26 protein-coding genes are annotated in these 26,782 nt (G+C 63.3%); 8 read left to right on the top strand and 18 right to left on the bottom strand.

Annotated features, from left to right (window positions below; all coding sequences use genetic code 11):
* The 4 genes from ACDA63_RS14825 to ACDA63_RS14810 all read right to left on the bottom strand — a co-directional run.
* Positions 1 to 374: sugar phosphate nucleotidyltransferase (locus ACDA63_RS14825; protein ID WP_373664047.1), on the bottom strand; the 374-nt coding region annotated here is incomplete at its 3' end.
* 37 nt (positions 375 to 411) lie between these two features.
* Positions 412 to 1,527, bottom strand: coding sequence for a non-hydrolyzing UDP-N-acetylglucosamine 2-epimerase (gene wecB, locus ACDA63_RS14820; RefSeq protein WP_373664046.1), 1,116 nt, complete (start codon positions 1,525 to 1,527; stop codon positions 412 to 414).
* Positions 1,528 to 1,535: 8 nt separating this feature from the next.
* Entirely contained in the window at positions 1,536 to 2,543 is a 1,008-nt protein-coding gene (locus tag ACDA63_RS14815; RefSeq protein ID WP_373664045.1) for an NAD-dependent epimerase, read from the bottom strand.
* Between the two features lie 91 nt (positions 2,544 to 2,634).
* Positions 2,635 to 3,384: a glycosyltransferase family 2 protein gene (locus ACDA63_RS14810; RefSeq protein ID WP_373664044.1), complete on the bottom strand. Its 750-nt coding sequence runs from the start codon at positions 3,382 to 3,384 to the stop codon at positions 2,635 to 2,637.
* Positions 3,385 to 3,473: 89 nt separating this feature from the next.
* On the opposite strand from ACDA63_RS14810, the gene waaC reads away from it, so the two are divergent.
* On the top strand, positions 3,474 to 4,412 hold the full coding sequence (gene waaC, locus ACDA63_RS14805) for a lipopolysaccharide heptosyltransferase I (RefSeq protein ID WP_373664043.1): 939 nt from the start codon (positions 3,474 to 3,476) through the stop codon (positions 4,410 to 4,412).
* The gene (gene waaA / locus ACDA63_RS14800; protein ID WP_373664042.1) at positions 4,409 to 5,677 is read left to right on the top strand and encodes a lipid IV(A) 3-deoxy-D-manno-octulosonic acid transferase; all 1,269 of its coding nucleotides are present in this window, start codon (positions 4,409 to 4,411) and stop codon (positions 5,675 to 5,677) included. Before waaC ends, waaA begins: the two co-directional genes overlap by 4 nt.
* Here waaA and ACDA63_RS14795 read toward each other — a convergent pair whose 3' ends face one another.
* From ACDA63_RS14795 to ACDA63_RS14765, 7 genes are read right to left on the bottom strand one after another with little or no spacing between them, the layout of a single operon-like run.
* Positions 5,678 to 6,988 (bottom strand): TolC family outer membrane protein, encoded by a 1,311-nt coding sequence (locus ACDA63_RS14795; protein WP_373664041.1) that lies wholly within the window; start codon positions 6,986 to 6,988, stop codon positions 5,678 to 5,680.
* Positions 6,989 to 7,027: 39 nt separating this feature from the next.
* On the bottom strand, positions 7,028 to 7,351 hold the full coding sequence (locus ACDA63_RS14790; RefSeq protein ID WP_373664040.1) for a rhodanese-like domain-containing protein: 324 nt from the start codon (positions 7,349 to 7,351) through the stop codon (positions 7,028 to 7,030).
* 2 nt (positions 7,352 to 7,353) lie between these two features.
* The gene (locus tag ACDA63_RS14785; RefSeq protein WP_373664039.1) at positions 7,354 to 8,007 is read right to left on the bottom strand and encodes a protein-L-isoaspartate O-methyltransferase; all 654 of its coding nucleotides are present in this window, start codon (positions 8,005 to 8,007) and stop codon (positions 7,354 to 7,356) included.
* A gap of 39 nt (positions 8,008 to 8,046) precedes the next feature.
* Positions 8,047 to 11,160 carry an efflux RND transporter permease subunit gene (locus tag ACDA63_RS14780; protein ID WP_373664038.1) on the bottom strand — a complete coding sequence of 1,038 codons (3,114 nt, stop codon included), beginning with the start codon at positions 11,158 to 11,160 and terminating at the stop codon, positions 8,047 to 8,049.
* Entirely contained in the window at positions 11,157 to 12,251 is a 1,095-nt protein-coding gene (locus tag ACDA63_RS14775; protein WP_373664037.1) for an efflux RND transporter periplasmic adaptor subunit, read from the bottom strand. The genes ACDA63_RS14780 and ACDA63_RS14775 overlap by 4 nt, the downstream gene beginning before the upstream one ends.
* A gap of 44 nt (positions 12,252 to 12,295) precedes the next feature.
* Entirely contained in the window at positions 12,296 to 12,937 is a 642-nt protein-coding gene (locus ACDA63_RS14770; RefSeq protein ID WP_373664036.1) for a TetR/AcrR family transcriptional regulator, read from the bottom strand.
* Positions 12,931 to 13,380, bottom strand: a complete 450-nt coding sequence (locus ACDA63_RS14765) for a DUF2214 family protein (protein ID WP_373664035.1) — start codon at positions 13,378 to 13,380, stop codon at positions 12,931 to 12,933. Before ACDA63_RS14765 ends, ACDA63_RS14770 begins: the two co-directional genes overlap by 7 nt.
* A gap of 190 nt (positions 13,381 to 13,570) precedes the next feature.
* Between ACDA63_RS14765 and ACDA63_RS14760 the strand changes: the two genes are divergently transcribed.
* From ACDA63_RS14760 to ACDA63_RS14750, 3 genes are read left to right on the top strand one after another with little or no spacing between them, the layout of a single operon-like run.
* A complete protein-coding gene (locus ACDA63_RS14760) occupies positions 13,571 to 13,813 on the top strand; it encodes a ferrous iron transport protein A (RefSeq protein WP_373664034.1) in 243 nt (80 codons plus the stop codon).
* Complete coding sequence (locus ACDA63_RS14755; protein WP_373664033.1) at positions 13,810 to 15,645, top strand: ferrous iron transporter B; 1,836 nt, start codon at positions 13,810 to 13,812, stop codon at positions 15,643 to 15,645. The genes ACDA63_RS14760 and ACDA63_RS14755 overlap by 4 nt, the downstream gene beginning before the upstream one ends.
* 10 nt (positions 15,646 to 15,655) lie before the next feature.
* A complete protein-coding gene (locus tag ACDA63_RS14750; RefSeq protein ID WP_373664032.1) occupies positions 15,656 to 15,841 on the top strand; it encodes a hypothetical protein in 186 nt (61 codons plus the stop codon).
* A gap of 54 nt (positions 15,842 to 15,895) precedes the next feature.
* On the opposite strand, the gene gloA is transcribed toward ACDA63_RS14750, so the two are convergent.
* The 6 genes from gloA to glyQ form a co-directional block, all read right to left on the bottom strand.
* Positions 15,896 to 16,282, bottom strand: a complete 387-nt coding sequence (gene gloA / locus ACDA63_RS14745; RefSeq protein ID WP_373664031.1) for a lactoylglutathione lyase — start codon at positions 16,280 to 16,282, stop codon at positions 15,896 to 15,898.
* Between the two features lie 36 nt (positions 16,283 to 16,318).
* Positions 16,319 to 17,092 carry a M48 family metallopeptidase gene (locus ACDA63_RS14740; protein ID WP_373664030.1) on the bottom strand — a complete coding sequence of 258 codons (774 nt, stop codon included), beginning with the start codon at positions 17,090 to 17,092 and terminating at the stop codon, positions 16,319 to 16,321.
* Between the two features lie 4 nt (positions 17,093 to 17,096).
* A complete protein-coding gene (locus tag ACDA63_RS14735) occupies positions 17,097 to 17,858 on the bottom strand; it encodes a lysophospholipid acyltransferase family protein (RefSeq protein WP_373664029.1) in 762 nt (253 codons plus the stop codon).
* Between the two features lie 127 nt (positions 17,859 to 17,985).
* The gene (gene gmhB / locus ACDA63_RS14730; RefSeq protein WP_373664028.1) at positions 17,986 to 18,531 is read right to left on the bottom strand and encodes a D-glycero-beta-D-manno-heptose 1,7-bisphosphate 7-phosphatase; all 546 of its coding nucleotides are present in this window, start codon (positions 18,529 to 18,531) and stop codon (positions 17,986 to 17,988) included.
* Positions 18,532 to 18,541: 10 nt separating this feature from the next.
* Positions 18,542 to 20,647 carry a glycine--tRNA ligase subunit beta gene (gene glyS / locus ACDA63_RS14725; protein WP_373664027.1) on the bottom strand — a complete coding sequence of 702 codons (2,106 nt, stop codon included), beginning with the start codon at positions 20,645 to 20,647 and terminating at the stop codon, positions 18,542 to 18,544.
* Entirely contained in the window at positions 20,647 to 21,588 is a 942-nt protein-coding gene (gene glyQ, locus ACDA63_RS14720) for a glycine--tRNA ligase subunit alpha (RefSeq protein ID WP_373664026.1), read from the bottom strand. Before glyQ ends, glyS begins: the two co-directional genes overlap by 1 nt.
* A 157-nt stretch (positions 21,589 to 21,745) precedes the next feature.
* Between glyQ and ACDA63_RS14715 the strand changes: the two genes are divergently transcribed.
* On the top strand, positions 21,746 to 22,633 hold the full coding sequence (locus ACDA63_RS14715) for a phosphoribosylaminoimidazolesuccinocarboxamide synthase (protein WP_373664025.1): 888 nt from the start codon (positions 21,746 to 21,748) through the stop codon (positions 22,631 to 22,633).
* Between the two features lie 159 nt (positions 22,634 to 22,792).
* Complete coding sequence (locus ACDA63_RS14710) at positions 22,793 to 23,575, top strand: DUF2189 domain-containing protein (RefSeq protein ID WP_373664024.1); 783 nt, start codon at positions 22,793 to 22,795, stop codon at positions 23,573 to 23,575.
* Between the two features lie 10 nt (positions 23,576 to 23,585).
* On the opposite strand, the gene ACDA63_RS14705 is transcribed toward ACDA63_RS14710, so the two are convergent.
* Positions 23,586 to 24,446: an HDOD domain-containing protein gene (locus tag ACDA63_RS14705; protein ID WP_373664023.1), complete on the bottom strand. Its 861-nt coding sequence runs from the start codon at positions 24,444 to 24,446 to the stop codon at positions 23,586 to 23,588.
* Positions 24,447 to 24,643: 197 nt separating this feature from the next.
* Between ACDA63_RS14705 and ACDA63_RS14700 the strand changes: the two genes are divergently transcribed.
* On the top strand, positions 24,644 to 26,716 hold the full coding sequence (locus ACDA63_RS14700) for a M3 family metallopeptidase (protein ID WP_373664022.1): 2,073 nt from the start codon (positions 24,644 to 24,646) through the stop codon (positions 26,714 to 26,716).
* Positions 26,717 to 26,782: the final 66 nt, after the last annotated feature.

The following is a 26,782-nucleotide window of genomic DNA, read 5'->3' as shown; positions in this document are numbered from 1 at the left end:
AAGGCTGCCACATCGACCACCACCTGGTCGGCGGGCATGACCAGCAGCACCGGGTCGTCGCCGTCCTGCTCAGCGATCACGGCGGCCAGCTCCATGGCGGGCGCGGTGTTGCGGCCGACCGGTTCGAGCACGATGCGACTGCTCGGGCAGCCGATCTGGCGCAGTTGCTCGGCGATGATGAAGCGGTAGTCCTCGTTGGTGACGATGATCGGCTCGGCCACCGCGCCTTCGAAGCCGGACAACCGCAGCGCGGTCTCCTGCAGCAGCGTGTGCGTGCCGGTCAGCGCCAGCAGTTGCTTCGGATATTGTTCGCGCGAGGCCGGCCACAGGCGCGTGCCGGAGCCGCCAGACAGAATTACGGGTTGAAGGGACATAAAGAGACGCGAGAGTTCGAATTACTGGGAGACGAGGTCATGCGAGCTGGTCTTGCAGAATCTGCGTTGTGCGCAAGGCGGCGTTGCCGTCCCACAGAGCAGGTCTGCGCCCGACCTTGCCGCCGTCGGAAAGGGCGCGGCTCGCATGCAAGATGATCTGTTCGGGCGAGGTGCCAACGAGTGTGTTGGTCCCTTCGTCGATTGTAATAGGGCGTTCGGTATTTTCTCTTAACGTAAAACAGGGAATTCCTAGGGCGGTAGTCTCTTCTTGCAGCCCGCCACTGTCAGTCATCACCAACCGCGCATCCTTCCATAAATTCAGGAAATCCATGTAGGACAAAGGACGACTGGCATGAATACGCGGACCAAGATCGAGTCCGAAGCGCTCAAGATGTCCGCGCGTGCGCGGGTGCATCGGAAATACCAGCGGAATTTCGTCCGCCACGGTCCTCAGAGCTTTGACGATGCGCGAGAGCGATTCGGCGTCATCGACGTTCGATGGTCGATGCAGCGTCACGACACCATAGCGTTCCCCAACCATTGCCTTGAGTGCACTCGATTCAAAGCCGCCGGTATCCGTGCGAGCAAGCTGATCGACCTGAAAAAGTAAGTTGTCGATCATGACATGACCGACGTGAAACACGCGTGAGGAATCATGCCCTTCGCGCAGCAGATTTTCCGCAGCTGCCGGTTCCGTGCAGAAGAACCAGTCAGTGATGCTGTCGGTCACCCGCCGGTTGACTTCTTCGGGCATCGACATGTCGCCACTGCGCAACCCAGCCTCGACGTGCGCCACCGGAATCTGCAGTTTCTTGGCAACGATCGCGCAGGCCAGTGTTGAATTGACGTCCCCGACGACCAGGACGCAATCCGGACGCGGGTCTGCCGCCAGACATACCTTCTCGAACGCCACCATGATCCTGGCGGTTTGTTCGGCATGCGAACCGCCGCCACACTCGAGGTGAAAATCGGGCGCAGGAATACCGAGCTCTTCAAAAAAGACGTCGCTCATTTCCCGGTCGTAATGCTGACCGGTATGCACCAGGCGATAGTCGAAGAACTGATCATGCGTGCGCAAGGCACGAATGATTGGCGCGATCTTCATGAAATTCGGCCGGGCGCCGGCGATGAGGTAAATCGTCTTGCGAGCCATGATCGCGCTCAGACCTTGTAGTAGTCGCGGTACCACGCGACAAAACGGCCCACGCCATCCTGCACGCTGGTGGCCGGTGCAAAGCCGGTCCACGCATTCAACTCGGAAGTATCTGCAAACGTCGCCGGAACATCGCCATCCTGAATAGGCAGGAAATTCTTCTTTGCCTCCACGCCGAGGCTTTTTTCAATGGCGGCAATGAATTCCATAAGCTCGACCGGATCGTTGTTCCCGATATTGAAGACCCGAAATGGCGCGGTGCTGCGCGCAGGGTCCGGATTCTGCGCATCGAAAGCGTCGTCCGGCGTGGCGACGTGATCGAGCGTCCGGATCACACCCTCGACGATATCGTCGATATAGGTGAAATCGCGCCTCATTTTGCCATGGTTGAATACATCGATCGACCTGCCCTCCAGTACAGCTTTCACAAAAAGGAAAAGTGCCATATCAGGGCGGCCCCACGGGCCATAGACCGTGAAGAATCGCAACCCCGTGGTCGGCAGGCCATAGAGATGGCTGTATGTGTGGGCCATCAGCTCGTTGGCCTTTTTGGTGGCCGCATACAGGCTCACCGGGTGATCCACGGAATCGTGCTCGGAAAAAGGCATCCGGGCGTTGCCGCCATATACGCTCGAGCTGGAGGCATAAACCAGATGCCCGACTTTGTTATGGCGGCACCCTTCGAGAATGTTCAGAAAGCCGACCAGATTCGATTCGGCGTAGGCGTGAGGATTAATCAGGGAATACCTTACCCCCGCTTGAGCCGCCAGGTGAATGACCCGGTCGAATTGCTCCTCGGCGAACAGGCGCTCGATACCCGCACGATCCGCCACGTCCAGCTTGACGAAGCGAAAACGCTCATGTGGCGTCAGCGCTGCGAGGCGATCCAGCTTGAGCTGAGGGTCGTAATAGTCGTTGAGATTATCGATGCCGACGACTTCGTCGCCACGCGCCAGCAAGGACAGAGATGCATGCATGCCAATAAACCCGGCAGCACCGGTAACGAGTATTTTCATGGTTGCGCTGGAGGCGATCGTGCCTCGGTTCCGGTTAAAAAAAAGCCAGCGTTGCCGCTGGCGTACTTTAGCGATAACGCGTCTTCCGCGCCTACTTTTTCATTTCGATAACTTTGGCGTATTTGGCAAAACTGTTGAAACAGCCAATCAGAATGTGGATGAAACCTGCCACGCCGTCGCGATATCCACTACGCAAAAAATAGAATTTGAAGAAACGGAAACTCGGACTCAAAACGAGTTTGCTGAACGACACGTCGACGCCCTCGGCCACCAGACTTTGCGCGGCAAGCGTTGTGTAGCGGTTCTGCTTGGCCAGATAAGATTCGATGGTGTCTTCTGAATGGTGCAACAGGTCGCCCTTCAGGCGGCCAATGGGTTCAAGCGAAATGACCTGTTCGTGCACCGCATCGTCGGACCAGCGCGCGTGGCGCCGATCGAACAGGCGCAGGGAGTAATCGGGATAACCCTCACCATGCTTCAGATAACGTCCGAGGAATCGATTGCAGCGGGGGAATTCATACGCCGTGTGCGAAGGCCGGGCCAGCGCCTCGCGCACGCTCTGCTGCAGTTCCGGAGAAACGATTTCGTCTGAATCGATGCACAGCACCCAGTCGTTGCGCGCCTCGTCCACAGCGAATTGCTTTTGCGGCCCGAATCCTCGCCATGGCTCATGAATGACCCGCGCGCCCATGCTGGCCGCCAACTGTTGCGTTCCATCGGTACTGCCGGAATCGACCACCAGGATCTCGTTGCAGAAAGCGAGCGACTCCAGTGTCGCCGCCAATGAGCCAGCGGCGTTGAGCGTGATGAGGACAGCGGAAACGAGCGGACGGTCGGCCATGGATAGCGCAGATATAATTCGCGGACTTGCCATTCTACGTCAGCCGGACGGCGACCACCCTTATCGCTCCCATGCGTTCTGTCCTTCTCGTGAAAACCTCCTCCCTGGGGGACGTCATCCACAACCTGCCAGTAGTAAGTGATCTGAAACGCGTCTGGCCCGACGTGGATGTCGACTGGGTCGTCGAATCGGGATTCGCGGATATTCCACGGCTGCACCCTGGCGTGAATCGAACCATTCCCGTCGCCGTGCGCCGCTGGCGCAAACAGTTTGGCGCCGGCCAGACGTGGCACGAAATCCGTGCATTCCTGGCACAACTGCGCGCCCGTGAATATGACCAGATCATCGACACGCAAGGCCTTGTAAAGAGCGCTCTCATCACCCGCCTTGCGCGAGGAAGTCGCTGTGGCTATTCGCGGCGTGTCGCTCGCGAACCGCTGGCGGCGCTGGCGTATCAATGTCATTTCGATATTGCGCGCGGAACCCACGCCGTGATCCGCAATCGCGCACTGGTTGCGGCAGCATGTGGATACGGGCTCGACATGCCGCTGTCGTACGGCATCGAAGCGCCGGCGGACGTTCCTGCATGGCTGCCCGTGGCGCCATTCGCGGTGCTGCTGACCGCAACCAGCCGCGACGACAAGCTGTGGGACGAGGCCAACTGGATACAACTGGGGCACGCACTGGCTGAACGCGGCATCGTCGCAGTGCTGCCCAGCGGAAATGCCCGCGAACAAAGTCGCGCCGAGCGGCTGGCGCAGGCCATTTCGAACGCTGTCGCGGCGCCGCCCAGCAACATCACCACGCTGGCCGCAGTACTCGGTCGCGCCCGACTGGCGATCGGCGTCGACACCGGCCTGACACACCTGGCCGCAGCGCTCCACGTCCCGACTGCAGCGATATTCGTGGCGACCGATCCTGGGCTCACGGGCGTATACGCACCCGGCCATGCGTTCAACCTGGGCACCACCGGCGCGCCACCTTCACCTGAAGACGTCCTCGCCCAAATGGAGCCTTGGCTGTCATGAACCGGCTGGTCTATTCGTCGCTGTGGGTAGTGGGCATCCCGTTCGCATTGATGCGACTGGCGTGGCGCGCGCGCAAGCAACCGGATTACCTCCGCAATGTGAGTGAACGCTTCGGCGCCATCGCGCGCTCCAAGCGACCGACGCTGTGGATTCATGCGGTATCGGTAGGAGAGACACGCGCTGCACAGCCTTTGATCAAGGCGCTGCGAGGGCGCTTTCCCGATCACGACATCCTGCTCACTCACATGACGCCCACCGGGCGCGCCACGGGTGCGGAGCTGTATGGCAAGGACGAACATATCCGCCAGTGTTATCTGCCGTACGACCTGCCGTGGCTGGTGCGCCGCTTTCTGCAACGCGCCCGGCCCGCCGTCGGCATCGTGATGGAGACCGAGGTCTGGCCCAACCTGCTGCGTGCCGCGCGTAACGCCGGCATCCCGACCTTGCTCGTCAATGCACGACTGTCCGAACGCTCGGCGCGCGGCTATTCGCGCCTTGGACAGTTGAGTCGCCAGGCCTTCGGCGACTTCACGCACATAGGCGCACAAGCCGAGGCCGACGCGACGCGTCTGCGCGATTGCGGCGCAACAGCGGTCAGCGTCACGGGCAACATGAAGTTCGACGTCGAAACGCCGGCCGATGTGGCGACCCGCGGGGATAGGTTCCGGGCTTGGGCCAATGGGCGCCCCGTGCTGCTGGCCGCGAGTACGCGCGAAGGTGAGGAAGACCTGCTGCTGGCGGATTTCGCACGCATGGCCACGAACGATGTCTTGCTGGTGCTGGTGCCGCGCCATCCGCAGCGTTTCGATGAAGTCGCCTCGATGGTCGAACGCCATGGACTGAGCGTGTCGCGCCGCAGCCAGCAAGGCGAAGGGGCCATCGATACGCGCGTATGGCTGGGTGACAGCATGGGCGAAATGGCGGCCTACTACCGCATGGCCGACGTGTGCCTGATGGGCGGGAGCTGGCTGCCCTACGGATCACAAAACCTGATTGAGCCGTGCGCTGCCGGCGTGCCGGTGGTACTCGGTCCAAGCACCTTCAATTTCGCCGACGCGGCTGCCAAGGCATTGGCTGCCGGCGCGGCGATGCAATGCGACAACGTGGATGCCGGCGTCGAAGCCGGACTCGCCTTGCTGGAGAATGCGCCACGACGGGCACAGATGGGAGAAGCCGGCGCACGATTCGCCGCCGAGCACCGGGGGGCGACGGCACGCACGCTGGCCTTGATCGAGAGCGCCCTGGCAGGCGCTCCCGGCGGGTGATCACTTCACCAGCAAGCCGTTGATCTGTTCGACGTCGTCGATCGACAGGGAGCCGGCGGTACTCTTCAGGCGCAACTGACTGATGATCGTGTCGTAGCGGGCCTTGGCAAGCTTCTGCTGCGTGTCGGCCAGAATGCTCTGTGCGTTCAGTACATCGATGTTGATCCGTACGCCGACCTCATAGCCCAGCTTGTTGGCATCGACCGAACTTTGCCCGGAACGCAGCGCCGCCTCATAACCCTTGATGGAGGCCAGTCCGCTGGTCACGCCCAGGTACGACTGGCGCGCGGCCTGCGAAATATTGCGGCGGGCGGTTTCGAGGTCGGATTGGGCCTTGTCTTCGAGCGCGAGGTTTTCACGCACCTTCGACTGCGTGGCGCCACCGGCAAAGATCGGCAGGTTCATCTGCACGCCCACCATGTTGCCTTCGGTGCGCGAGGCCAGTCCGCTGGAAAGGCTGCCGAGGTTGTGGTTGTAGTTGTAGTTGGCGATCAGGTCGACAGTCGGCAGATGCCCGGCGCGGGCACGTTCGACTTCGCGCTTGGCAAATTCCAGCGACAGCTCACTTGCCTGTACATTGGGGTTGGACGCCTGCGCAGCGGTGACCCACTGCTCCATGTCGGCTGGCTGCGGCGGCAGCACCTGCACGCCCGGGCGCAGCGGCGACAAAGATTGCGGCGCGCTGCCGGTAATCACGCGCAAGGCCTCGCGCTTGACCGCCAGATCATTCAGCGCGGCAATCTCCTGGGCCGTGGCGAGGTCATAACGCGACTGGGCGTCATAGACGTCGGTAACGGTCACAGTACCGACCTCGAAACTGCGCTTTGCCAACTGCAATTGCTGATCGCTGGCAGCCTTGAGCGCTTGCACCGACGACAGTACGTCCTGCGAATACAGCACGTCGAAATAGGCTTGCGACACACGCAGGATGAGGTCCATCTGCGCCTGGCTGTACTGGGCCTCGGCGATGGCGACCTGGATATCCCCTTCCTTGGCGCCCACCCAGTTCTGCCAGCGGAACAGCGGCTGCGTGAGCTGCAGCGTGTAGCCATTGGCGTTATAGCGCGCGGACCGATCGAGCGGCTGCGTGGCCTTGCCGTCGTTGTAGCTCGACGACGCCGTCAGGCCGATGGTCGGCAACAGGCCCGCCAACCCCTGCGGCCCCTTCTCGCGGCCAGCCAGCAGGGCGGCCGAGGCGGAGGCGAACTGTGAATCATTGCTGCGTGCATCGCGATACAAGTCGAGCAGGTCAGCGGCGATTGCGCCTTGGGCCAGCAATGCCAGGCCCGTCATTACGGCGATGCGCTTCATGTTGCAGTCCGTCTCCACGAGGGTGAGATCAAAAAAGGGTCAGTATGTCGGCATGGCGGGATCGACCTGCGTGGCCCACGCATGTACGCCGCCGGTGAGGTTATACAGATCCGAGAAACCGCGTTGCGACAGGAACATCGCCACCTGGGCACTGCGCATGCCATGGTGGCAGATGCACACGATGGGTTGCTCGGGGTCGAGTTCTTCGGAGCGCGCCGGAATCGTGCCCATGGGGATGAGCGTCGCGCCTTCGATGGCGCAGACGGCGAACTCGGACGGTTCGCGCACGTCCAGCAGCAGAGGTTTGGCGCGACTATCGTCCGCCAGCCACGCGGCCAGGTCGGGAGCGGAAATCGGCTGCATGCTCAGAAGCGGAAGCTGTCCGGCGCCTGCGCCAGCCGCAGCGCCGGGATCACGGTCTCGAACAACTCGGTGGTCTGCCAGGCGTCATCGCCCGTGCGCACCACCAGACAGGCATGCATGACGGGAGCGGCGCCGACGACGGCAAACAGGCGGCCGCCGTGCTTGAGCTGGGCGAGCAGTTCCTGCGGAATCTCGGGCAATGCGCCCGACACCATGATCACATCGTAGGGCGCACGTTCGGCCCAGCCGAGCGAGCCATCGCCTTCTTCGACGATCACATTGTCCACGCCATTGCGCGACAGGTTTTCAAAGGCGAACTGCGCCAGTTCGGGTTCGATCTCGATGCTGCGCACCCATTCGGCACGCGCGGCCAGCAGCGCCGCCATATAGCCCGAACCGGTCCCGATTTCGAGCACGCTGTCGGTGCTCTTGACGGCCAGCGCCTGCAGCGCCTTGGCTTCGATCTTGGGTGCCAGCATGGTCTGGCCCTTGCCGATGGGCAGTTCGATGTCGGCAAAAGCCAGCGCCTGCTGCGCGGCCGGCACGAACAGTTCGCGCTTGACCAGCATGAGAGTGTCGAGCACGTCGGGGTTGAGGACTTCCCACGGCCGGATCTGTTGCTCGACCATGTTGAAGCGTGCTTGTTCGAAATCCATTATGTGCACTTCCCTTGAAACTACCTTAACCGGCGGATTCTACCTGCTTTGGCCGGCCAAATCTGTTACCGGACCGGGCTGCGCCGGCACCGGCACGCGGTACCAGGCGGCGTACAGCGCAGGCAGGAACAGCAGCGTCAATACGGTTGCCACCAGCAGCCCGCCCATGATCGCCACCGCCATCGGCCCCCAGAACACCGAGCGCGACAGCGGGATCATCGCCAGGATGGCCGTCAGTGCGGTCAGCATGATCGGCCGGAAGCGCCGCACCGCCGAACCGATGATCGATTCCCACGGCGTATGGCCGGCGCGCAGATCCTGCTGGATCTGGTCGATGAGAATCACCGCGTTGCGCATGATCATGCCGAACAAGGCGATCACCCCCAGATTGGCGACAAAACCGAACGGCACGGCGCCGACGAACAGAATCAGCGCTACCCCGATCAACCCGAGCGGGGCCGACAACACCACCATCAGCATGTGCGAGAAGTTCTGCAACTGCATCATGAGCAGCACCAGCACCACGATCAGCATGATCGGCATGACCGCAATGATCGAAGTCTCGCCCTTGGCGCTTTCCTCGGTCGCGCCGCCCTCTTCGATGCGATAACCCAGCGGCAGTCCGGCGCGGATACGGTCGATGGCCGGACGCAACTGGGCGGAGACGTCCGGCGCCTGGACATCGCCGCGCACGTCGGCGCGCACGGTAATGGTCGGCAGGCGGTCGCGCCGCCAGATCACGCCCTCTTCCAGTCCGTACGAAATCTTCGCCAGTTGCGACAACGGGACATAGCGCCCGTCGTGCGTATGCACGTTGATGTCGCCGATCTGTTCGAGCGCATTGCGATCGCTCTCCACGGCGCGGCCCACGATGTCGATCAGTTGATCGCCCTCGCGCATCTGTGTGATGGTCACGCCGCGCAGGATGGTCTGCAGGTATTGCGAAATCTCCTGCGTCGACACGCCCAGCGCGCGGGCACGGTCCTGGTCGACCTCCAGCCGCACCGTCTTCGACAGTTCATTCCAGTCGAAATTGACGTCCGCCGTATGCGCACTGGCGCGCATTGCATCGGCAACCTGATTGGCGATCTGACGGATCTTCTGCAGATCGTCGCCGATCACGCGATATTGGATGGGGAAGCCGACCGGCGGGCCGTTTTCGAGCCGCAGCACGCGACCGCGCACCGAAGGGAACTGCGTGGGGAAGATCTCTTCGAGCCGCGTCTTCACGCGTTCGCGGGCATCCGCGTCGCGCGTCGTGATGACGAACTCGGCCAGATTGTCGGCCGCCATCTGCTGATCCAGCGGCAAATAGAAGCGCGGGCTGCCGCTGCCGATGTAGCTCACGAAATGGCTGACATCATCATCCTTGGCGAGCAAGGCCTCCAGTCGCTTGGCCTGGGCAGTCGTCGCATCGAGCGAAGCGCCCTGCGGCAACCACAGGTCGACGACCAGTTCCGGTCGATTGCTCGACGGAAAGAACTGCTTCTGCACACCCACGGCCATGACGACGCAGGACAGCGCAAAAGCGGCTACCGTGGCAGCGATGGTGATCCACCGATGCGTCACACACCACACCAGCGTGCGGCGGAACATGCGATAGAAGCGGGTGTTGTACAGATCGTGACCGGCGGTCTCGGCGTCGCCCTTGCCGTGGCGGGCGAGCTTGTCGGCCGGCAGCAGGTAGTAGCCGATGAAAGGCGTGAACACCACGGCAACGATCCACGACACCAACAACGCGATCGTCACGACAGCAAAGATCGAAAAGGTATATTCGCCGGCGGCCGATTTGGCGAAGCCCACCGGCATGAAGCCGGCGGCCGTCACCAACGTGCCCGTCAGCATCGGGAAAGCCGTGGAGGTGTACGCAAAGATGGCTGCGCGGAATCGATCCCAGCCATGTTCCATCTTTACGACCATCATTTCGACGGAAATGATGGCGTCATCCACCAACAATCCGAGTGCGATGATGAGCGCGCCGAGCGAAATACGCTGCAGGTCGATCCCTGCCACCTGCATGACGGTGAACGTGATCGCAAGCACCAGTGGTATGGAAAGCGCCACCACCATGCCGGTACGCCAGCCCAGGCTGAAAAAACTCACCGCCAGCACGATGATCACGGCTTCGGCCAGGGCATGGGTGAACTCTTCGATGGAGGACTGGACCACCGCGGGTTGATCCGACACCGTGTGGATATCCACCCCGCGTGGCAACTCTGCTTCGATCTCGCGCATCGCTGCACGCAGATTGCGCCCGAGGCGAATCACATCGCCGCCTTGTGTCATCGCAACGGCGATTCCAACGGCGCTCTGTCCGTTCCAGCGGAACAGCGGATCGGGCGGATCGGCCAGACCGCGCGACACTTCGGCGATATCGCCCAGCCGGAACTGGCGCCCGTTGGCCCAGATGCCGATCTCGCGGATGCTCTCCACCGAATCGAAGGCTCCTGATACCCGCACGCGCACACGGTCGGTGGGTGTCGTGATGTCGCCAGCGGGCGTCAACGTGTTCTGCTTCTGGAGTGCGTCGAACACGATCGCGGGCGAAAGCCCCAGCGTGGAAAGCTTGGCGTGCGACACCTCGATGTAGATGCGCTCGCTTTGCACGCCGAGCAGATCGACCTTCTTCACGTCGGGCACGCGGCGCAGTTCAAGTGCTACGCGATCGGCAATGCGGCGCAGTTCCGGCAGGGAAAAACCATCGCCGGTGAGCGCCACGATGTTGCCGAAGGTATCGCCGAATTCGTCATTGACGAAAGGGCCCTGCACGCCCTGCGGCATGCTCGGTTTGACGTCATCGACCTTCTGCCGCAGTTTGCGCCAGCTCTCGGGCACGGCCGCCGGCGGCGTGCTGTCCTTGAGCAACACGAACACCAACGACTCGCCCGGCTTGGAGTAGCTGCGCAGGGTGTCGACGTAGGGCACTTCCTGCAACTTCTTCTCGACACGTTCGGTGACCTCCTGCTCCACCTGCGTCGCAGTCGCGCCCGGCCAGGCGGTGCGCACGACGGCTACCTTGAACGTGAAACTCGGGTCTTCGTTCTGTCCCAGCGACATGAACGACCAGATGCCCGCAACGGTCAGCGCGACCATCAGGAACGCGACCATCTGCTTGTGGTTGAGCGCCCACTCCGACAGGTTGAAAGACCTCATCGCGTACCGGCTCCGAAGCGCGGTACCTGGGCATCCAGCACGCTGACCTGCTCGCCTTCGGTGAGCTTATGCACGCCCGCGACGACGATACGCTCACCTCCTTGCAGTCCGCTCGAAATGGTCGCGGTGGTTTCCGCGTAGAGCGACACCGTCACCGGCAACAGGTGGACGCGCTTGTTGGCATCGACCACCCATACCGCGGCTTGCTGTCCCTTCTGGAAGATCGCCGCCAGCGGCACCTGCCGGCCGGCCACGCCACCCTGCGGGAAGCTGACCGTTGCCGTCATGCCCAGATCGATGCCGTCCAGTGGGCCGTCCAATGCGATGCGCGCAGCCCAGGTGCGCGTAGCGGGATCGGCCACCGGAGAAATTTCGCGGACATGCCCCTTGAGCGTACGCCCGGGCAATGCCCAGAACGTCACCGCCGCCACCCCGCTCTTGCGTACGGCATCGACGCCGCCTTCGGGCAGCGAGATCGCCACTTCGCGATCGCCATCACGTGCCAGTTTCATCACGGCCTGCCCGGCGGCGACCACTTGCCCCGCCTCTGCCAGTACGGCTGAGACAACGCTGTTCTGATCCGCGCGCAGAACGGTGTATCCGGCCTGGTTGCCGCTGATCGCCGCCTGTGCGCGCGCAGATTTCAATTGCGCCTCTGCCGCGTTCACCTGGGCTTCACGCTGATCGACGACCGACTTGGAAATGAAGTTGCGCTCGAACAGGCTACGCGCTCGGTCCAGTTCGTTGCGCGCCAGAATGAGATTGGCTTCGACCTGTGCAATCTGAGCCTGGGCGGCCTGTACATTGAGCGCGTTGTCCTGCGGATCGAGCCGGGCCAGTTCCGTACCTGCCTTTACCCGCTGCCCCGCATCGACGGAGCGGCGCACCAGCTTACCGCCGACACGGAACGATAAGGTCTGTTCAAAACGCGCCTGTACGGCGCCGCTATACGTGATGGGCACTTCGCCAGCCTGTGCGTCGACGATCTGCGTCAATACGGGCCGGGGCGGCGCGGGCGGCGGCGCCCCCTTTCCGCAAGCCGCAAGCAGGGCTGTGCCAGCGAGCATCATCGACAGGTGCAGCAATCGCATCTTGGTTCCTTGGATTGTGTTTCCGCGCGCCCCCATCGTGCGCGTCATGGGGTGCTTGCCGCCCGAGGGCGCAGTCCGTTCATGAAGATATCGACGTGCGTCTGCAGGTATTCCTCGTAGGGCATTCCAGCCGGTTCGCACAACGCGAACGACTGTTGCCAGATTCCAGCGAACAGCACGGGCGAGAACAGCACATGGCAGAGCATCAGCGGATCACCCTTGCGGAACACGCCGCTGCTCATGCCCAGTTCAAGCGTGTCGACAATCAGGCGCCGCCCCCGGGCGATGACGTTGTCGTAATAGAACTGCGCGACCTCCGGAAAATTGCGCGCCTCGGCCACCATCAACTTGGGGATGCCGCCGGCCGGACTCGATCCGATCAAGTGCCACCACCCGAACACGAGATCGCGCAGCAAGCGCTCGGGGTCGCCTCGACCTTGCTCGAACAGCGCTTCGCCTTCGGCCAGCGAAGGCAGCAGGGCTTCCTGGATGACGGCCTTGAAGAGCGCTTCCTTGCTGTCGAAATACAGGTAGAGGGTACCTTTCGATACGCCCGCGCGCGCAGCGATCTCATCGAGACGGGTCGCGGCAAAACCGCGCTCGACAAAGACGTCCAGCGCGGCAGCCAGCAACTCACCGGGACGCGCCTCCTTGCGGCGCTGTCGTGGTCCGACGGCTGTCACCATGGCCGGCCTCGCGCCATGAAAACCGCCATGGCGGGCACCAGGGGCAGCAAGACCAACTGGACCCTCACCCATCGCATGGCAGGCGCGATTTCGGTGGGTTCGACCGCCGACTGCCGGCCGGCGCTCACTTGCTTGCGCCACCGTGCAAAGCGCATCGTCGGCAAGATCGACAACAGACCAATCAGGACGAAGAGTCCGATCTTGGCGTGGAAGAAACCATTGTGTGCGTAGAACACGGCCGGCTTGTCACCCAGAAAAACTCGCGCCAGCCCAGTAGCGATCACCGCCAAGGCCGTAAGCATGTAGAAGAAATCGAGCCGGGCAAGCCCCTTCACCTGATCCGCGGTCAGGCGCCCCGCCCGGAGCGTGGCCCATTCGGCAGCCAGTACGAAGACCAATGCACCGACAGCCAGAAAATGCAGCAATGCAAGCAAGCTCCACATGGCGCCCCCGGGAAATGACTGACTCGTCAGTCATTATTGGTGACATTTGCGCTTTGTCAACGTCTGTTTCGCGACTGATTTGGGATTGCTCTCTTGGTTCACATCAAAAAAAATAGATAGCAAGTCATCTCAGCCGGGGCTTGCGGCGTTAGTATTCAGAACTATTCTCATTCATACAGCCCGACACTCCATGCAGCTTTCGGCTCTCAAGCGCGGCACGACCGCTGTCGTCGCGGACGTTCAGGACAGCGGACCTGATGACGCGATCGCTCGCCGTCTGCGCGACGTGGGCTTCGTTCAAGGCGAAACGGTGCGGGTACTGCCTTATGGACCGCTAGGCGGCGAACCTTTGTTGGTCATGGTCGGGTCGGCGCGCTTTGCTCTGCGTCGGGTCGAAGCCGATCGCGTCACTGTCACGGATATGCAGGCATGAACTCGACCAGCGCCGCACTGCGCATTGCCCTTGTCGGCAACCCCAACAGCGGCAAGACCGCGCTTTTCAATCGCCTCACGGGCAGTCGCCAGAAGGTCGCCAACTACGCCGGCGTTACCGTCGAACGCAAGGAAGGCCGCTTCGAACTGCCGTCCGGCCGCCACGTACAGGTGATCGACCTCCCCGGCGCATACAGTCTGACTGCCACCAGTCCCGACGAAGCGATCACGCGCGACGTCTGCATGGGCCTGCGCAATGATCAGGACAAGCCCGACATGCTGGTGTGCGTCGTCGACGCCACCAACCTGCGCCTGCATCTGCGTTTTGCGCTCGAATTACGGCAGCTCGGCCTGCCCATGCTGCTGGCCCTGAACATGACTGACGCGGCGGCACGGCGAAACATCCGCATCGATACCGCACGCCTGTCCGAAGGGCTCGGCATGCCGGTGGTCAATACCGTCGCCATCCATCACGACGGCGCGCAGGCGCTGGTCGCTTCGCTCAATGACGTGGCGCCGGCCGTGCCGACGCCGCTGCCTGAAGGCACCGACCTCCACGGCCTGGTACGCCAGGTGCTGACAGACGCGGTGACGCTGCCCATTGACGCACCTTCGCTGGACGAACGCATCGACCGCTGGGCGCTGCATCCGGTGTGGGGCATGCTGATCCTGGCCGTAGCGATGCTGCTGATGTTCCAGGCTGTATATGCCTGGGCTGCGCCGATGCAGGACGCCATCGAGGCCGGCATGGGCTGGCTGGGCGAGGTGGTCGGCAATTACATGCCCGACGGACCGCTGCGCGGCCTGCTGGTTGATGGCGTCATCGCGGGCGCCGGCGGCGTGCTGGTGTTCCTGCCGCAGATCCTGTTGCTGTTCCTGTTCATCCTGGCGCTGGAAGAATCCGGCTATCTGCCGCGCGCGGCGGTGCTGCTCGATCGCTTCATGGTCGCGGCCGGCCTTTCCGGTCGCGCCTTCATCCCCATGCTCTCGAGCTTTGCCTGCGCCGTGCCGGGCATCATGGCCACACGCAGCATCCAGGATCCGCGCGACCGCCTGATCACCATCCTGGTCGCGCCGCTCATGACCTGCTCGGCACGTCTGCCGGTGTACGCGTTGCTGATCGGCGCGTTCATCCCCAGCCGGCAAGTGTGGGGCATATTCAACCTGCAAGGGCTGGTGCTCTTTGCGCTGTATGCCGCCGGCATCGTGAGTGCGCTGATCGTTGCATACGTCAGCAAGCTGTTCATCAAGGCGACCAATGAATCGGCCTTGCTGCTGGAGCTGCCCTCCTATCGCCTGCCGCGAATCCGCAACATCGCCATCGGGTTGTGGGAGCGTGCGCAGATCTTCCTGCGTCGCGTCGGCGGCATCATCCTCGCGCTGTCGGTGCTGTTGTGGTTCATCTCCACGTATCCGACGCCGCCGGCCGACTGGACCGCCCCGGCCATCGATTACAGCTTCGCCGGCCGCATTGGCCACGCGCTTGCCGTCGTATTCGAGCCGATCGGCTTCACGTGGCAGATCTGCGTGGCGCTGATCCCCGGCCTGGCGGCACGCGAAGTCGCAGTCAGCGGGCTGGCCACGGTGTACGCCGTGGCTGGTGGCGAAGAAGGCGGCCAACTGGGCGGCATGTTGGCAAGCCAGTGGGGCCTGCCCACTGCGCTGTCGCTGCTGGCGTGGTACGTCTTCGCACCGCAGTGCATCTCGACGCTTGCCATCATCAAGCGCGAAACCAACGGCTGGAAGATGGTCGCTGTCTCAGCCTTCTACCTGACCGCGCTGGCCTACGGTGCCGCGTGGATCACTTACCGCCTCGCGCTGCTTCTGGCATAAGGACCCGACCATGAACGCCATCATCCAGAACGTCATCCTCGTCGCCATCCTGCTGGCTGCGGCCGGCGTCACCCTCAAGAAAGTCGCTCCGAACCTGTGGAACAAAGCGTTAGGGCGCAACGCAGCCAGCGCAAGCGCGGGCGGGTGCTCCGGGTGCAGCACATGTGGTGGATGCGACAAGGCGTCCAGCCGATGACAAAAAAGGGAGCTTCCGCTCCTTTTTCATTTCAGCCTGCGGCAACCGTCCCGCTCATCGATCGCGCTGGATCAATTCGATCTTGTAGCCATCGGGGTCCTGCACGAAAGCGATGACGGTGGTGCCGTGCTTCATCGGGCCGGCCTCGCGAACGACGTTGCCGCCACGGCGCTTGATCTCTTCGCAGGCCTTGTAGGCGTCTGGCACGGCCAGCGCGATGTGGCCGAAAGCGCCGCCCATCTCGTACTTTTCCACGCCGTAGTTGTAGGTCAGTTCGATCTCGGCGCTCTCTTCGGTCGTGCCATAGCCGACGAAGACGTTGGTGAACTTGCCTTCCGGATGGTCGGACTCCTTGATCACCTTCATGCCCAATACTTCGGTGTAGAACTTGATGGAGCGATCCAGATCGCCGACGCGGATCATGGTGTGGAGAATGCGCATGGAATGACTCCGGAGATGCGATGAAAGGCCGCGCAGTTAGAGCGCGGGGATGAACTGGTGGGCGTCGCGCAGCGCGCCCTTGGGTACTTCGAATTCGGGGTACAGCATACCGACGACCGACCAAAAGCGAGCCGAGTGGTTCATTTCGAGCAGGTGCGAGAGCTCGTGCGCGACGACGTAATCGACCTGCTCGTTGGGCAGATGGATCAGGCGCCAGTTGAGCCGGATGCCGCTGCGTTGCGAGCAACTCCCCCAGCGCGTGCGCGCATTGGTCAGGCGCAGCGCAGGGATACGCACCTGCGGGGCGAATTGATGCAGCCGCCAGGCGAACTCCTCGACCCGCCCTTTGAAATACGTGAGCGCAAAACGCTGCAGCGCACGCATCAGTACGAGCTTGGCCTGCGTGGCGTTGGGCGCGGTGATGTGGAGCTCGCGGCCGTAGAAGCCTTCGATCCATTCCGCACGATTGGCGCCCGTCTGGATACGCACGGCGCAAGATGCGCCGAGCACGTAGATGCGCATGCCGTCCGCGACCTGCGCCGGCAGCGGTTGCGGACGTGCCGCAAATTCGCCGAGCTTTTCGAGAATCCAGTCCGCCCGCTCGCGCACGAAACCTTCTGCCTCGCGCACCGACACTCGCAGCGGGATACTCACCGTCAGACCCCGCTTGTCGATGGTCAGGCCCAGCGTGCGGCGCTGGCTGCGGCGCAAGGTGTAGTCGACCTCACGTCCGGACAGCACGATGCGGCGGCGCTCCGCCTCACGACCGTCGGCACTCTTCTTGAAGAGGGCTTGCGGACGCGTCGTCATGCGTTCAACGGACCTCGGCAGCCGCGGTAGCCACCGCCTGCTGTCCTGTGTAGTGATGCGGAAAAAGCCGGCGCATTTCGCCTTCGATCCACGTCTCGGTGAGGCTATTGACCTCTTCCGGTGTGCGGCCAGCCGTCTCGATGATCGGCCCGATGCTCACCACGACCTCGCCCGGCCGCTTGATGAACGCGTTGCGACGCCAGAACTCCCCGGCGTTGTGCGCCACCGGCACCACCGGCACGCCTGCCTCGCAGGCCAACGTGGCGCCGCCCACCTTGTAACGGCGCGCCGTGCCGATGGCTGCGCGCGTCCCTTCGGGGAACACTACCACCCAGAAGCCCTCGGCCAGACGCTGCTTGCCCTGCTGCACGACTTGCGCCAGAGCGTCGCGCCCGGCGGCGCGGTCGATCGACACGATCGGCATCTGCGCCAGCCCCCAGCCGAAGAACGGAATCTTCAGCAGCTCTCGCTTGAGCACGAAAGCCACGGGCGGGAAGATCTCCTGCATGGCGATCGTCTCCCACGCCGACTGATGCTTGCACAGGATCACCGCCGGCTTGGCGGTCATGTTCTCTTGCCCGATCACCCGGTAGCGGATGCCGAGCACCACCGGCAACACGCGCATCATGATGCGAGCCCACCCGGAGATGATGCGGTAGCGCGTCTGCGGCGGGAACGGGAAGGTGGCGGTGGCGATAATCGCGTACGGCAGCGTCAGAACGATGATGACGAGCGCGAAGAGGATCGAACGAAGGATATTGAGCATTGGGGCCAGGGAAGTAGTACGGGCCGGCGGGCTGCTGGCGTATATCAGAACCGGCCCGCCCGCCGCCGAGTGGCTGCCATTGTAGCCGTCGGCGGCGCGGTATCGGATATTTCGGACGACGCCCGGATCACTCGCGCGCCAGCAGGTGGTCGACGACGGCAGCAAGGTTCGCAAAGACCTGCGTTCCTTCCGGCAATTCGCCGTCGGCCTGCGTCTTTTCGCCCTTGCCCGTCAACACCAGGTACGGCCTGCAGCCTGCCGCGATGCCGGCTTGCAGGTCGCGCAGACTGTCGCCCACGGTTGGTAGGCCGGTCAGGTCCACATTGAAGCGGGCCGAAATCTGGTTGAACATGCCGGGCTTGGGCTTGCGGCACTCGCAGGTCGAATCGGCCGAGTGCGGGCAAAAGAAGATGGCGTCGATCCGCCCACCTGCCTGAGCCACGGCCTTCATCATTTTGTCGTTGATGGCATTGAGCGTGTCCATGTCGAACAGACCGCGTCCGACGCCGCTCTGGTTGGTAGCCACGACGATGCGGTAGCCTGCCTCGGCCAGTCGGCCAATGGCTTCGAGGCTGCCCGGAATCGGCTTCCACTCCTCTGGCGACTTGATGAACTGGGCGGAGTCGAAATTAATGACGCCATCGCGGTCGAGGATGATGAATTTGTGAGGCATCGATCGCTCCTCAGGCCGACAGGCGCGAAATGTCGGCCACCTGGTTCATGACCTCGGCCAGGCGCCCCAGCAATGCAAGTCGGTTCTGGCGCACTTCTTCGTCCTCCACGTTGACCATCACTTCATCGAAGAAGCGATCCACCGGTTCGCGCAGCGCCGCCATGCGCACCAGCGCACCCGTGTAATCGCGCTGGACAAAGGCATCGCGAATGGCGGGAGCATGTTCGATCGACCAGTGCACCAGCGCACGCTCGGCGTCTTCGCGCAGCAGGCCCATCTTGGCTTCGCCTTCCGGCGCGGGGGACTTCTTCAGGATGTTGACGATGCGCTTGTTGGCAGCGGCCAGCGCGGCGGCTTCCGGCAGCTTCTGGAATTCCACCACCGCGCGCAGGCGCGCCACCACTTCCTGCAGCGGCGGCTGCAGCGCGATGACGGACTCCACCGTGGTTGCGCCGTAGCTCGGCGCCAACTGGTTCCAGTAACGTTCGTAAATGAACTGGCGCACCTCGTCGACTGTGCTCTCGGCCAGCAGCCCTTGCGGGAACACCGAAGCAGCAAAGCTCAGCAGCGCCGTCAGGTCGGGCGATTTGTTGCCGATCAGCTCGAACGACTTGATCACCGACAGTGCATGGCGGCGCAATGCGAACGGGTCCTTGTCGCCCGTGGGCTTGAGGCCGATGCCCCAGATGCCGACCAGCGTTTCCACGCGGTCGGCAATGGTCAGCGCCTCGCCGACGAGGTTGCTCACCGCCGTCGTCTCGTCGCGGCGCACGAGGTATTGCGTGGCAATGGCGTCTGCCACCTGCGCGTCCTCGCCGTCGTGACGGGCGTAATAGCCGCCCATGATGCCTTGCAGCTCGGGGAATTCGCCGACCATGTCGGTCAGCAGGTCGGCCTTGGCAAGTTCCGCCGCGCGGTCGGCGAGCTTGACGTCGCAGCCGATGCGCTCAGCCACCCAGCGCGCGATGGCGCGCACGCGTTCGACGCGCTCGCCCTGCGTGCCCAGCTTGTTGTGATAGACGACCTTCGACAGGCCCGGCACGCGCGAAGCGAGCGACTTCTTGCGGTCCTGGTCGAAGAAGAACTTGGCATCGGCCAGGCGCGGACGCACCACGCGCTCGTTCCCGCCAACCACGGCGGAAGCGTCGGCCGGGCGGATGTTGGACACGATCAGGAACCTGTTGGTCAGGCGGCCGTCGGCATCCAGCAGCGGAAAGTACTTCTGGTTGGCCTTCATCGTCAGGATGAGGCACTCCTGCGGCACTTCGAGGAAGCGCTCTTCGAAGGTGCCGACGAGTACGTTGGGGCGTTCGACAAGCGCCGTCACTTCGTCCAGCAGCGCATCGTCGTCGATCGGCGCCACGCCGCCGCCGACTTCTTCGGCCGCACGCTTCAGTTGCAGCGAGATTTCGGCACGGCGATCGGCAAAGCCGGCGATCACGGCGCCGTCGCGCTCCAGTACTTCGGCGTAGGCATCGGCATTCTGGATCGTCACGATCTTGTGCCTGGCTTCGAAGCGATGCCCCTGGGTCGTATTGCCCGCACTCAGGCCCAGCACGCTCACCGGCACCACGCTGTCGCCATGCAATGCCACCAATCCGTGCGCAGGGCGCACGAAGTTCACGGTCGTCCAGCCGTCGGCCAACTGGTAGCCCATGACCTTGGGGATCGGCAGCTTGGCCAGCGCCTCTTCCAGTGCCTTTTGCAGACCTGCGGCCAATTCGGCGCCCGCCTGCACGCTATCGAAGAACAGCGCTTCGGCCTTGCCGTCGATGGCACGCTTGAGTTGCGGCACGACGCTGGCATCTGCACCGAGCGCGGCAAGGCGCTTGAGCAGCGCTGGGGTCGGCTGACCATCGGCGTCCAGGCCCACGCTCACCGGCATGAGTTTTTGCGACACCGGCTTGTCGGCAGCGCGTGCCGCCACATTGGCGACGTGCACGGCCAGACGGCGCGGCGAGGCAAACGGCGTCACCACCGAGTCGGCAGCGGCAAGCCCTTGCGCCTTGAGGCCATCGGCGAGCACGCTGGCAAACGATTCGCCCAGGCGCTTGAGGGCCTTGGGCGGCAATTCTTCAACGAAGAGTTCAACGAGCAGATTGTTGTTCACGGACATTACGCAGCCTCCTTCTTCGGGAGTTGCGCGACCCATTCTGGCGGCGCCATGGGGAAGCCCAGGCGCTCGCGGGATTCGAGGTAACTCTGCGCGACGCTGCGCGCGAGGTTGCGGATGCGGCCGATGTAGGCGGCGCGCTCGGTCACGGAAATCGCGCCGCGCGCATCGAGCAGGTTGAAGGTGTGCGCGGCCTTGAGCACTTGTTCATATGCCGGCAGCGCCAACTGCTGCTCCATCAGGTGCTTGGCCTGTTTTTCGTATGCGCCGAAGGCGGTGAAGAGGAACTCGGCGTCACTGTGCTCGAAGTTGTACGTCGATTGTTCGACTTCGTTCTGGTGGAACACATCGCCATAGGTCAGCGTGCGTTCGACGCCATTTTCGGTCCAGCGCGTCCACACCAGGTCGAAGACGTTTTCCACGCCCTGCAGGTACATGGCCAAACGCTCGATCCCGTAGGTGATTTCGCCCGTGATCGGCTTGCAGTCAATGCCGCCGACCTGCTGGAAGTAGGTGAACTGCGTCACTTCCATGCCGTTGAGCCAGACTTCCCAGCCCAGGCCCCAGGCGCCGAGCGTGGGATTCTCCCAGTCGTCCTCGACAAAACGTACATCGTTCCTGGTCAGGTCGAAGCCGAGCGCTTCGAGCGAACCGAGGTAGAGATCCAGGATGTTGGCCGGCGCCGGCTTGAGCACCACCTGATACTGGTAGTAGTGCTGCATGCGGTTGGGGTTTTCGCCGTAGCGACCGTCCTTGGGGCGGCGGCTGGGCTGCACGTAGGCGGCGCGCCACGGCTCCGGGCCGATGGCGCGCAGAAAGGTGGCGGTGTGGCTGGTGCCCGCGCCCACTTCCATGTCGTAGGGTTGCAGCAAGGCGCAGCCTTGCGCGCCCCAGTAACTCTGGAGCTTGAGGATGATTTCCTGGAATGTCGGTTTGACGCTCATGGCGGTCCTCGGCCTTCAATGGCCGGCGCGATACGCAAAACCCGGCATTTTACAGCCATTGCGCCCCCTTCATGCGCCCGGCCACAAACTTGAGCCAGACGGATGACGCCCCGGCGGCGGGTATAATTGCGGTCTTTGCCCCTTTGGAGCCCGCCCCATGAAGCCGCTGTTCGAATCCGACATCAAAAGCCTGCCACTGCTGGGGCGTGGCAAGGTGCGGGACATCTACGCCGTGGGCGAAGACAAGCTCCTGATCGTCACCACCGATCGCCTGTCGGCTTTCGACGTGATCCTGCAGGACCCGATTCCGCGCAAGGGCGAAGTGCTCACCCGTACCGCCCTGTTCTGGTTCGACAAGCTGGGCCACATCCTGCCCAACCAGCTGACCGGCATCGCGCCGGAAGACGTCGTCGCCGCCGATGAGCGCGAACAGGTTGCCGGCCGCTCGCTGGTGGTCAAGCGCCTCAAGCCCCTGCCCATCGAAGCCGTGGTGCGTGGCTATGTGATCGGCTCGGGCTGGAAGGACTACGTCGCGACCGGCAAGATCAGCGGCATCACGCTACCAGTAGGCCTCCAGCAGGCGGCAAAGCTGGAGCAGCCGATCTTCACGCCATCGACCAAGGCCGAACAGGGCACCCACGACGAGACCATCGAATTCGCCGAAGTCGAACGCCTGCTCGGCGCCGCACTCGCCGCCAAGGTGCGCGACGTGGCCATCCGCCTGTACTCGGAGGCGCGCGACTACGCCGCCACGCGCGGCATCATCATCGCCGACACCAAGTTCGAGTTTGGTCTGGACGAAGCCGGCACGCTGTACCTGATCGACGAAGCCCTGACGCCGGATTCGTCCCGCTTCTGGCCGGCCGACAGCTACCGCGAGGGCATTTCTCCGCCGTCGTTCGACAAGCAATTCGTGCGCGATTACCTGGAAACGCTGGACTGGAACAAGCAGGCGCCTGCGCCCAAGCTGCCGGCCGACGTGCTGGACAAGACCAGCGCCAAGTACATCGAAGCCTACGAGCGCCTGACCGGCAAGGCACTCTGACCGGAATACGGGCCGGCCAATGCAGGCCGGCCCGACGGCGTCGCCGGCTCCTGCCGGATACACGCCGAGCATCATGCCCGCCCGTCTCCAGCGCCCTATTGGCAATAGCGCGCGCCTCGGTCTATGCCTGAAGGGCAAGCCCCTCCTCCGGAGACGACCATGGACCACCCACTCCAGCATCACATGGACAACGTGCCGCGCGTGGCAGCCAACGTCGTCGAGATCTCACGACCACTCAAATGGCTGGCGCGAGGCGCACGGGACATGGCGGCAAGCCCCGGCACCAGCCTCATGTACGGTGTGTTCTTCGCTGCGGTCGGATACATCATCCTCAACTACGTATCCGCCCAACCCTATCTATTCACCGCCGCGGTGTCCGGCTTCATGCTGGTCGGCTCGCTGGCCGCCGCCGGGCTGTATGAGGTGTCGCGACGGGCAGAGAACGGCATGCACACCAGCCTGGGCGAGTCGCTCAACGGACTGGCGCGCAATGGTGACTCGCTTTTCTATTTCGGCCTGATCCTGGCGATCGCCATGATCAGTTGGGAGCGCCTGTCGGCGATTCTGTTCGCACTGTTCTATCACGACGACGTGCCCAACATGGCGAACTTCTACCGCGAGGTGTTCTTCTCCGGGCGCTATACCACGTTCGTATCGGCCTATCTGATCATTGGCGGCGCGCTGGCGACGCTGGTGTACGTGCTGTCGGCCGTGTCGGTTCCGCTGCTGATGGACCGCGACATCGATGTGGTGACTGCGATGATGGCAAGCGCCCAGGCCGTCGGCCACAACCTCGCCGCGATGGCGCTATGGGCGATCCTGCTGGTGGTCTTGATGGCGATCGGTTTCGCCACCTACATGGTCGGAATGATTTTCATGCTGCCGCTGGCAGGGCATGCAACGTGGCATGCCTACCGCGACCTGATTGAGCGAGAGACGTAAGGGCCTTGCGTCAGGCAGTGAGCATCGCCAGCGCTGCCGCGCGCTGCACGCGTGCCTCATCGAGCAGGCGCGAGACGAGATTCGCATCGACACCCTCGAAGGCACTCTCGCGCAGCGCCATCTGCATGTCGAGCGACACGGTCGAGAACGGGTTGGGCACGGGCGAGGCGGTATTTGCCAGGTACAGCACGTCGGCCAGCCCGGCGGGCGGCCAGTTGGGGCCGTAGATCTCCTGCATCTCGAGGGCGTCGACGATCATCTGCGGTGTACCGAGCGCGCGCAGCACGGCCTGACCGACCGGCTTGTGCCAGAAGACGATCAGCTCGGACAGCTCGCCGTCGTCTTCAAGCAGTTCGGGGAACTCATGGACGCGCGACAACAGATAGAACTGGCCAATGTCGTGCACCATACCGGCCAGCAGCGCCGTATCAGGCCGCACCGCGCCATCCAGTTGCAGAGCGACGGCATAGGCCAGCGAGGCCACTTCGAGCGTATGGCGCCAGAGCTGTTCAGCCAACCGCCAGACGGGGGCAAATTCCAGCGCCGTCGCCAGTTGATCGCCGATGACGGCGATGGCCAGCGTGCGAGCGTGGTTCAGGCCCACCCGCATGAGAGCGCGTTGCACGTCGGTGACTTCCACCGCCTGCGGGTTGAAGAAGGTGGAATTGGCCATACGTAGCAGTTTCACCGACAGCACGGGCTCCAGCCCGATGATGCGGGCCACCGAGACCATGCTGGCCTCGGGTTCGTCGAGCGCGCGACGCACGCGCACGGCGGCCTGCATGCTGGTGGGAAACACGAACTCGCCGGTCGCCAGTTCCTTTTCGATGGCGGCGTTGAACGCTGCACGCCGATTGGTTGTCTCGTTCATGAGTCCGGATCATCCGCTGTGTAAGGCTCTGGGCCCCGGCGCTATGCAAGACAGGGTCCGAGGCTTGGTTGCAGCCCGTTGCGACAACATTGGTCTGGCAGGGCCAAGGCCAATGGGCTGCACTGTATTCGAGGTTCGTATTTTCGGCACAATCAGCTTTATCTTCAGCCATTAACTGACATTCGGTCGCCCACATCATGAGTAATCCGCTTCTTGACCTCTCCGGTCTGCCGCACTTCGACCTCGTCCGACCCACGGACGTCGCTCCCGCCATCCGCCAGCGCCTGGAAGAGAACCGCGCCCTGACGGCCCGGCTGGAGGGCGATGAAGTAGCGGCCACGTGGGACGATTTCGTTGCGCCCATGGTCGATGCCGGCGAACGCTTGGGTCGCGCCTGGGGCGTGGTCAGCCACCTGCATGGCGTGATGGACACGCCCGCCTGGCGCGATGCCTACAACGAAATGCTGCCCGAGGTGACGCGCTACTACGCCGAGCTGGGCCAGAACCTCAAGCTCTTCGACAAATACCGCAGGCTCGCCACCAGCCCCGAATACGCGAAACTGCCGCCGGTGCGCCGCAAGATCGTCGACAACGAACTGCGCGATTTCCGTCTCTCCGGCGCCGAGTTGCCCGAAGACCAGAAGCCCCGGTTCCAGCAGATCCAGGAAGAATCCGCCGCACTGGCGGCCAAGTTCTCCGAGAACGTCCTGGACGCCACCAACGCCTGGCACGAGCACGTCGAAGACGAATCGCTGCTGGCCGGCATCCCTGCCGACGCATTGGCTGCCGCGCGCGCCGCGGCCGAACGCGCCGGCAAGTCGGGCTGGGTCTTCACGCTGCACATGCCCTCGTACCTGCCGGTCATGCAATACGCCGACAACCGCGAATTGCGGGCCCGCATGTATCGCGCGTATGCCACGCGCGCATCCGAGTTCTCGGCCGAAGTCGGTCACCCTGAATGGGACAACAGCCCCAACATCGACCGCATCCTCGCCCTGCGGGCCGAAGCCGCGGCCATGCTCGGCTACGACAGTTATGCCGATGTGTCGCTGGTCGCCAAGATGGCGCAGAGCCCGGACGAGGTCAAAGCCTTCCTGCGCGATCTGGCACAACGCGCCAAGCCGTTCGCCCAGCGCGACGTCAAGGAGCTGACTGCCTTCGCCGCCCGTGAGCTGGGCCTTGGCGAACTGCAACCGTGGGACGTTGCCTACGCCTCGGAGAAATTGCGCCAGGCGCGCTATGCGTTCTCCGAACACGAAGTGAAGCAGTACTTCCCGGAGCCGATGGTGCTGCGCGGGCTCTTCTCGGTCATCGAAAGCCTCTACGGCGTATCGATCAGTCCGGACAAGGCGCCGGTATGGGACCCGCACGTACGCTTCTTCCGTATCGAGCGGCAGGTCGCCGGCAAGGAGGAACTGGTCGGCCAGTTCTACCTCGATCTCTACGCCCGCGAAACCAAGCGCGGCGGCGCCTGGATGGACGAAGCCATCACCCGCCGCCGCCAGGGCACGGGGCTGCAGACGCCAGTGGCTTATCTGGTGTGCAACTTCCCCGGCCCGGTGGGCGACAAGCCCGCCACCTTTACCCACGATGACGTCATCACCCTTTTCCACGAATGCGGCCACGGCCTGCATCACCTGCTCTCGCGTGTCGAAGAACTGTGGGTATCGGGAATCCGCGGCGTGGAGTGGGACGCGGTCGAACTGCCCAGCCAGTTCATGGAAAATTTCTGCTGGGAGTGGGACGTGCTACAGGGCATGACGGCCCATGTCGACACCCAGCAGCCACTGCCGCGTGCGCTCTATGACAAGATGATCGCGGCCAAGAACTTCCAGAGCGGAATGCAGACCGTCCGGCAGATCGAGTTTGCCCTGTTCGACATGCGCATCCACCATGAGCACGTGCTCGGCAAAGCGCGTCCGGTCATGCAGATCCTGCAGGAAGTGCGCGACGAAGTCGCCGTGTTGATGCCACCGGCGTGGCACCGCTTCCCGCAGAGCTTCAGTCACATCTTCGCAGGTGGTTATGCGGCCGGTTACTACAGCTACAAATGGGCCGAGGTGCTGTCTGCCGATGCCTTCGCCGCGTTCGAAGAAGCCAGCGGCGTGGCCGGTTCGGTGCTGGACCGCGCAACGGGCGAGCGCTTCCTGGCCGAAGTACTTTCGGTCGGCGGGTCGCGCCCGGCGCTGGAGAGCTTTCGCGCATTCCGCGGACGCGATCCGAAGGTCGACGCGCTGCTCCGCCACAGCGGCATGGCCCAATCAGCCTGAACCAGAGCGGGCCGGAAACACGGACGCCCGCACCGGCGGCGGGCGTCGAGCTGAAAGGTATAGATC

The organism is Uliginosibacterium sp. sgz301328 (assembly GCF_041807905.1).
Taxonomy (GTDB): domain Bacteria; phylum Pseudomonadota; class Gammaproteobacteria; order Burkholderiales; family Rhodocyclaceae; genus JBGVSA01.
The sequence above is the reverse complement of the archived record's forward strand: the minus strand, read 5'-3'. Positions and strand labels throughout refer to the sequence as shown.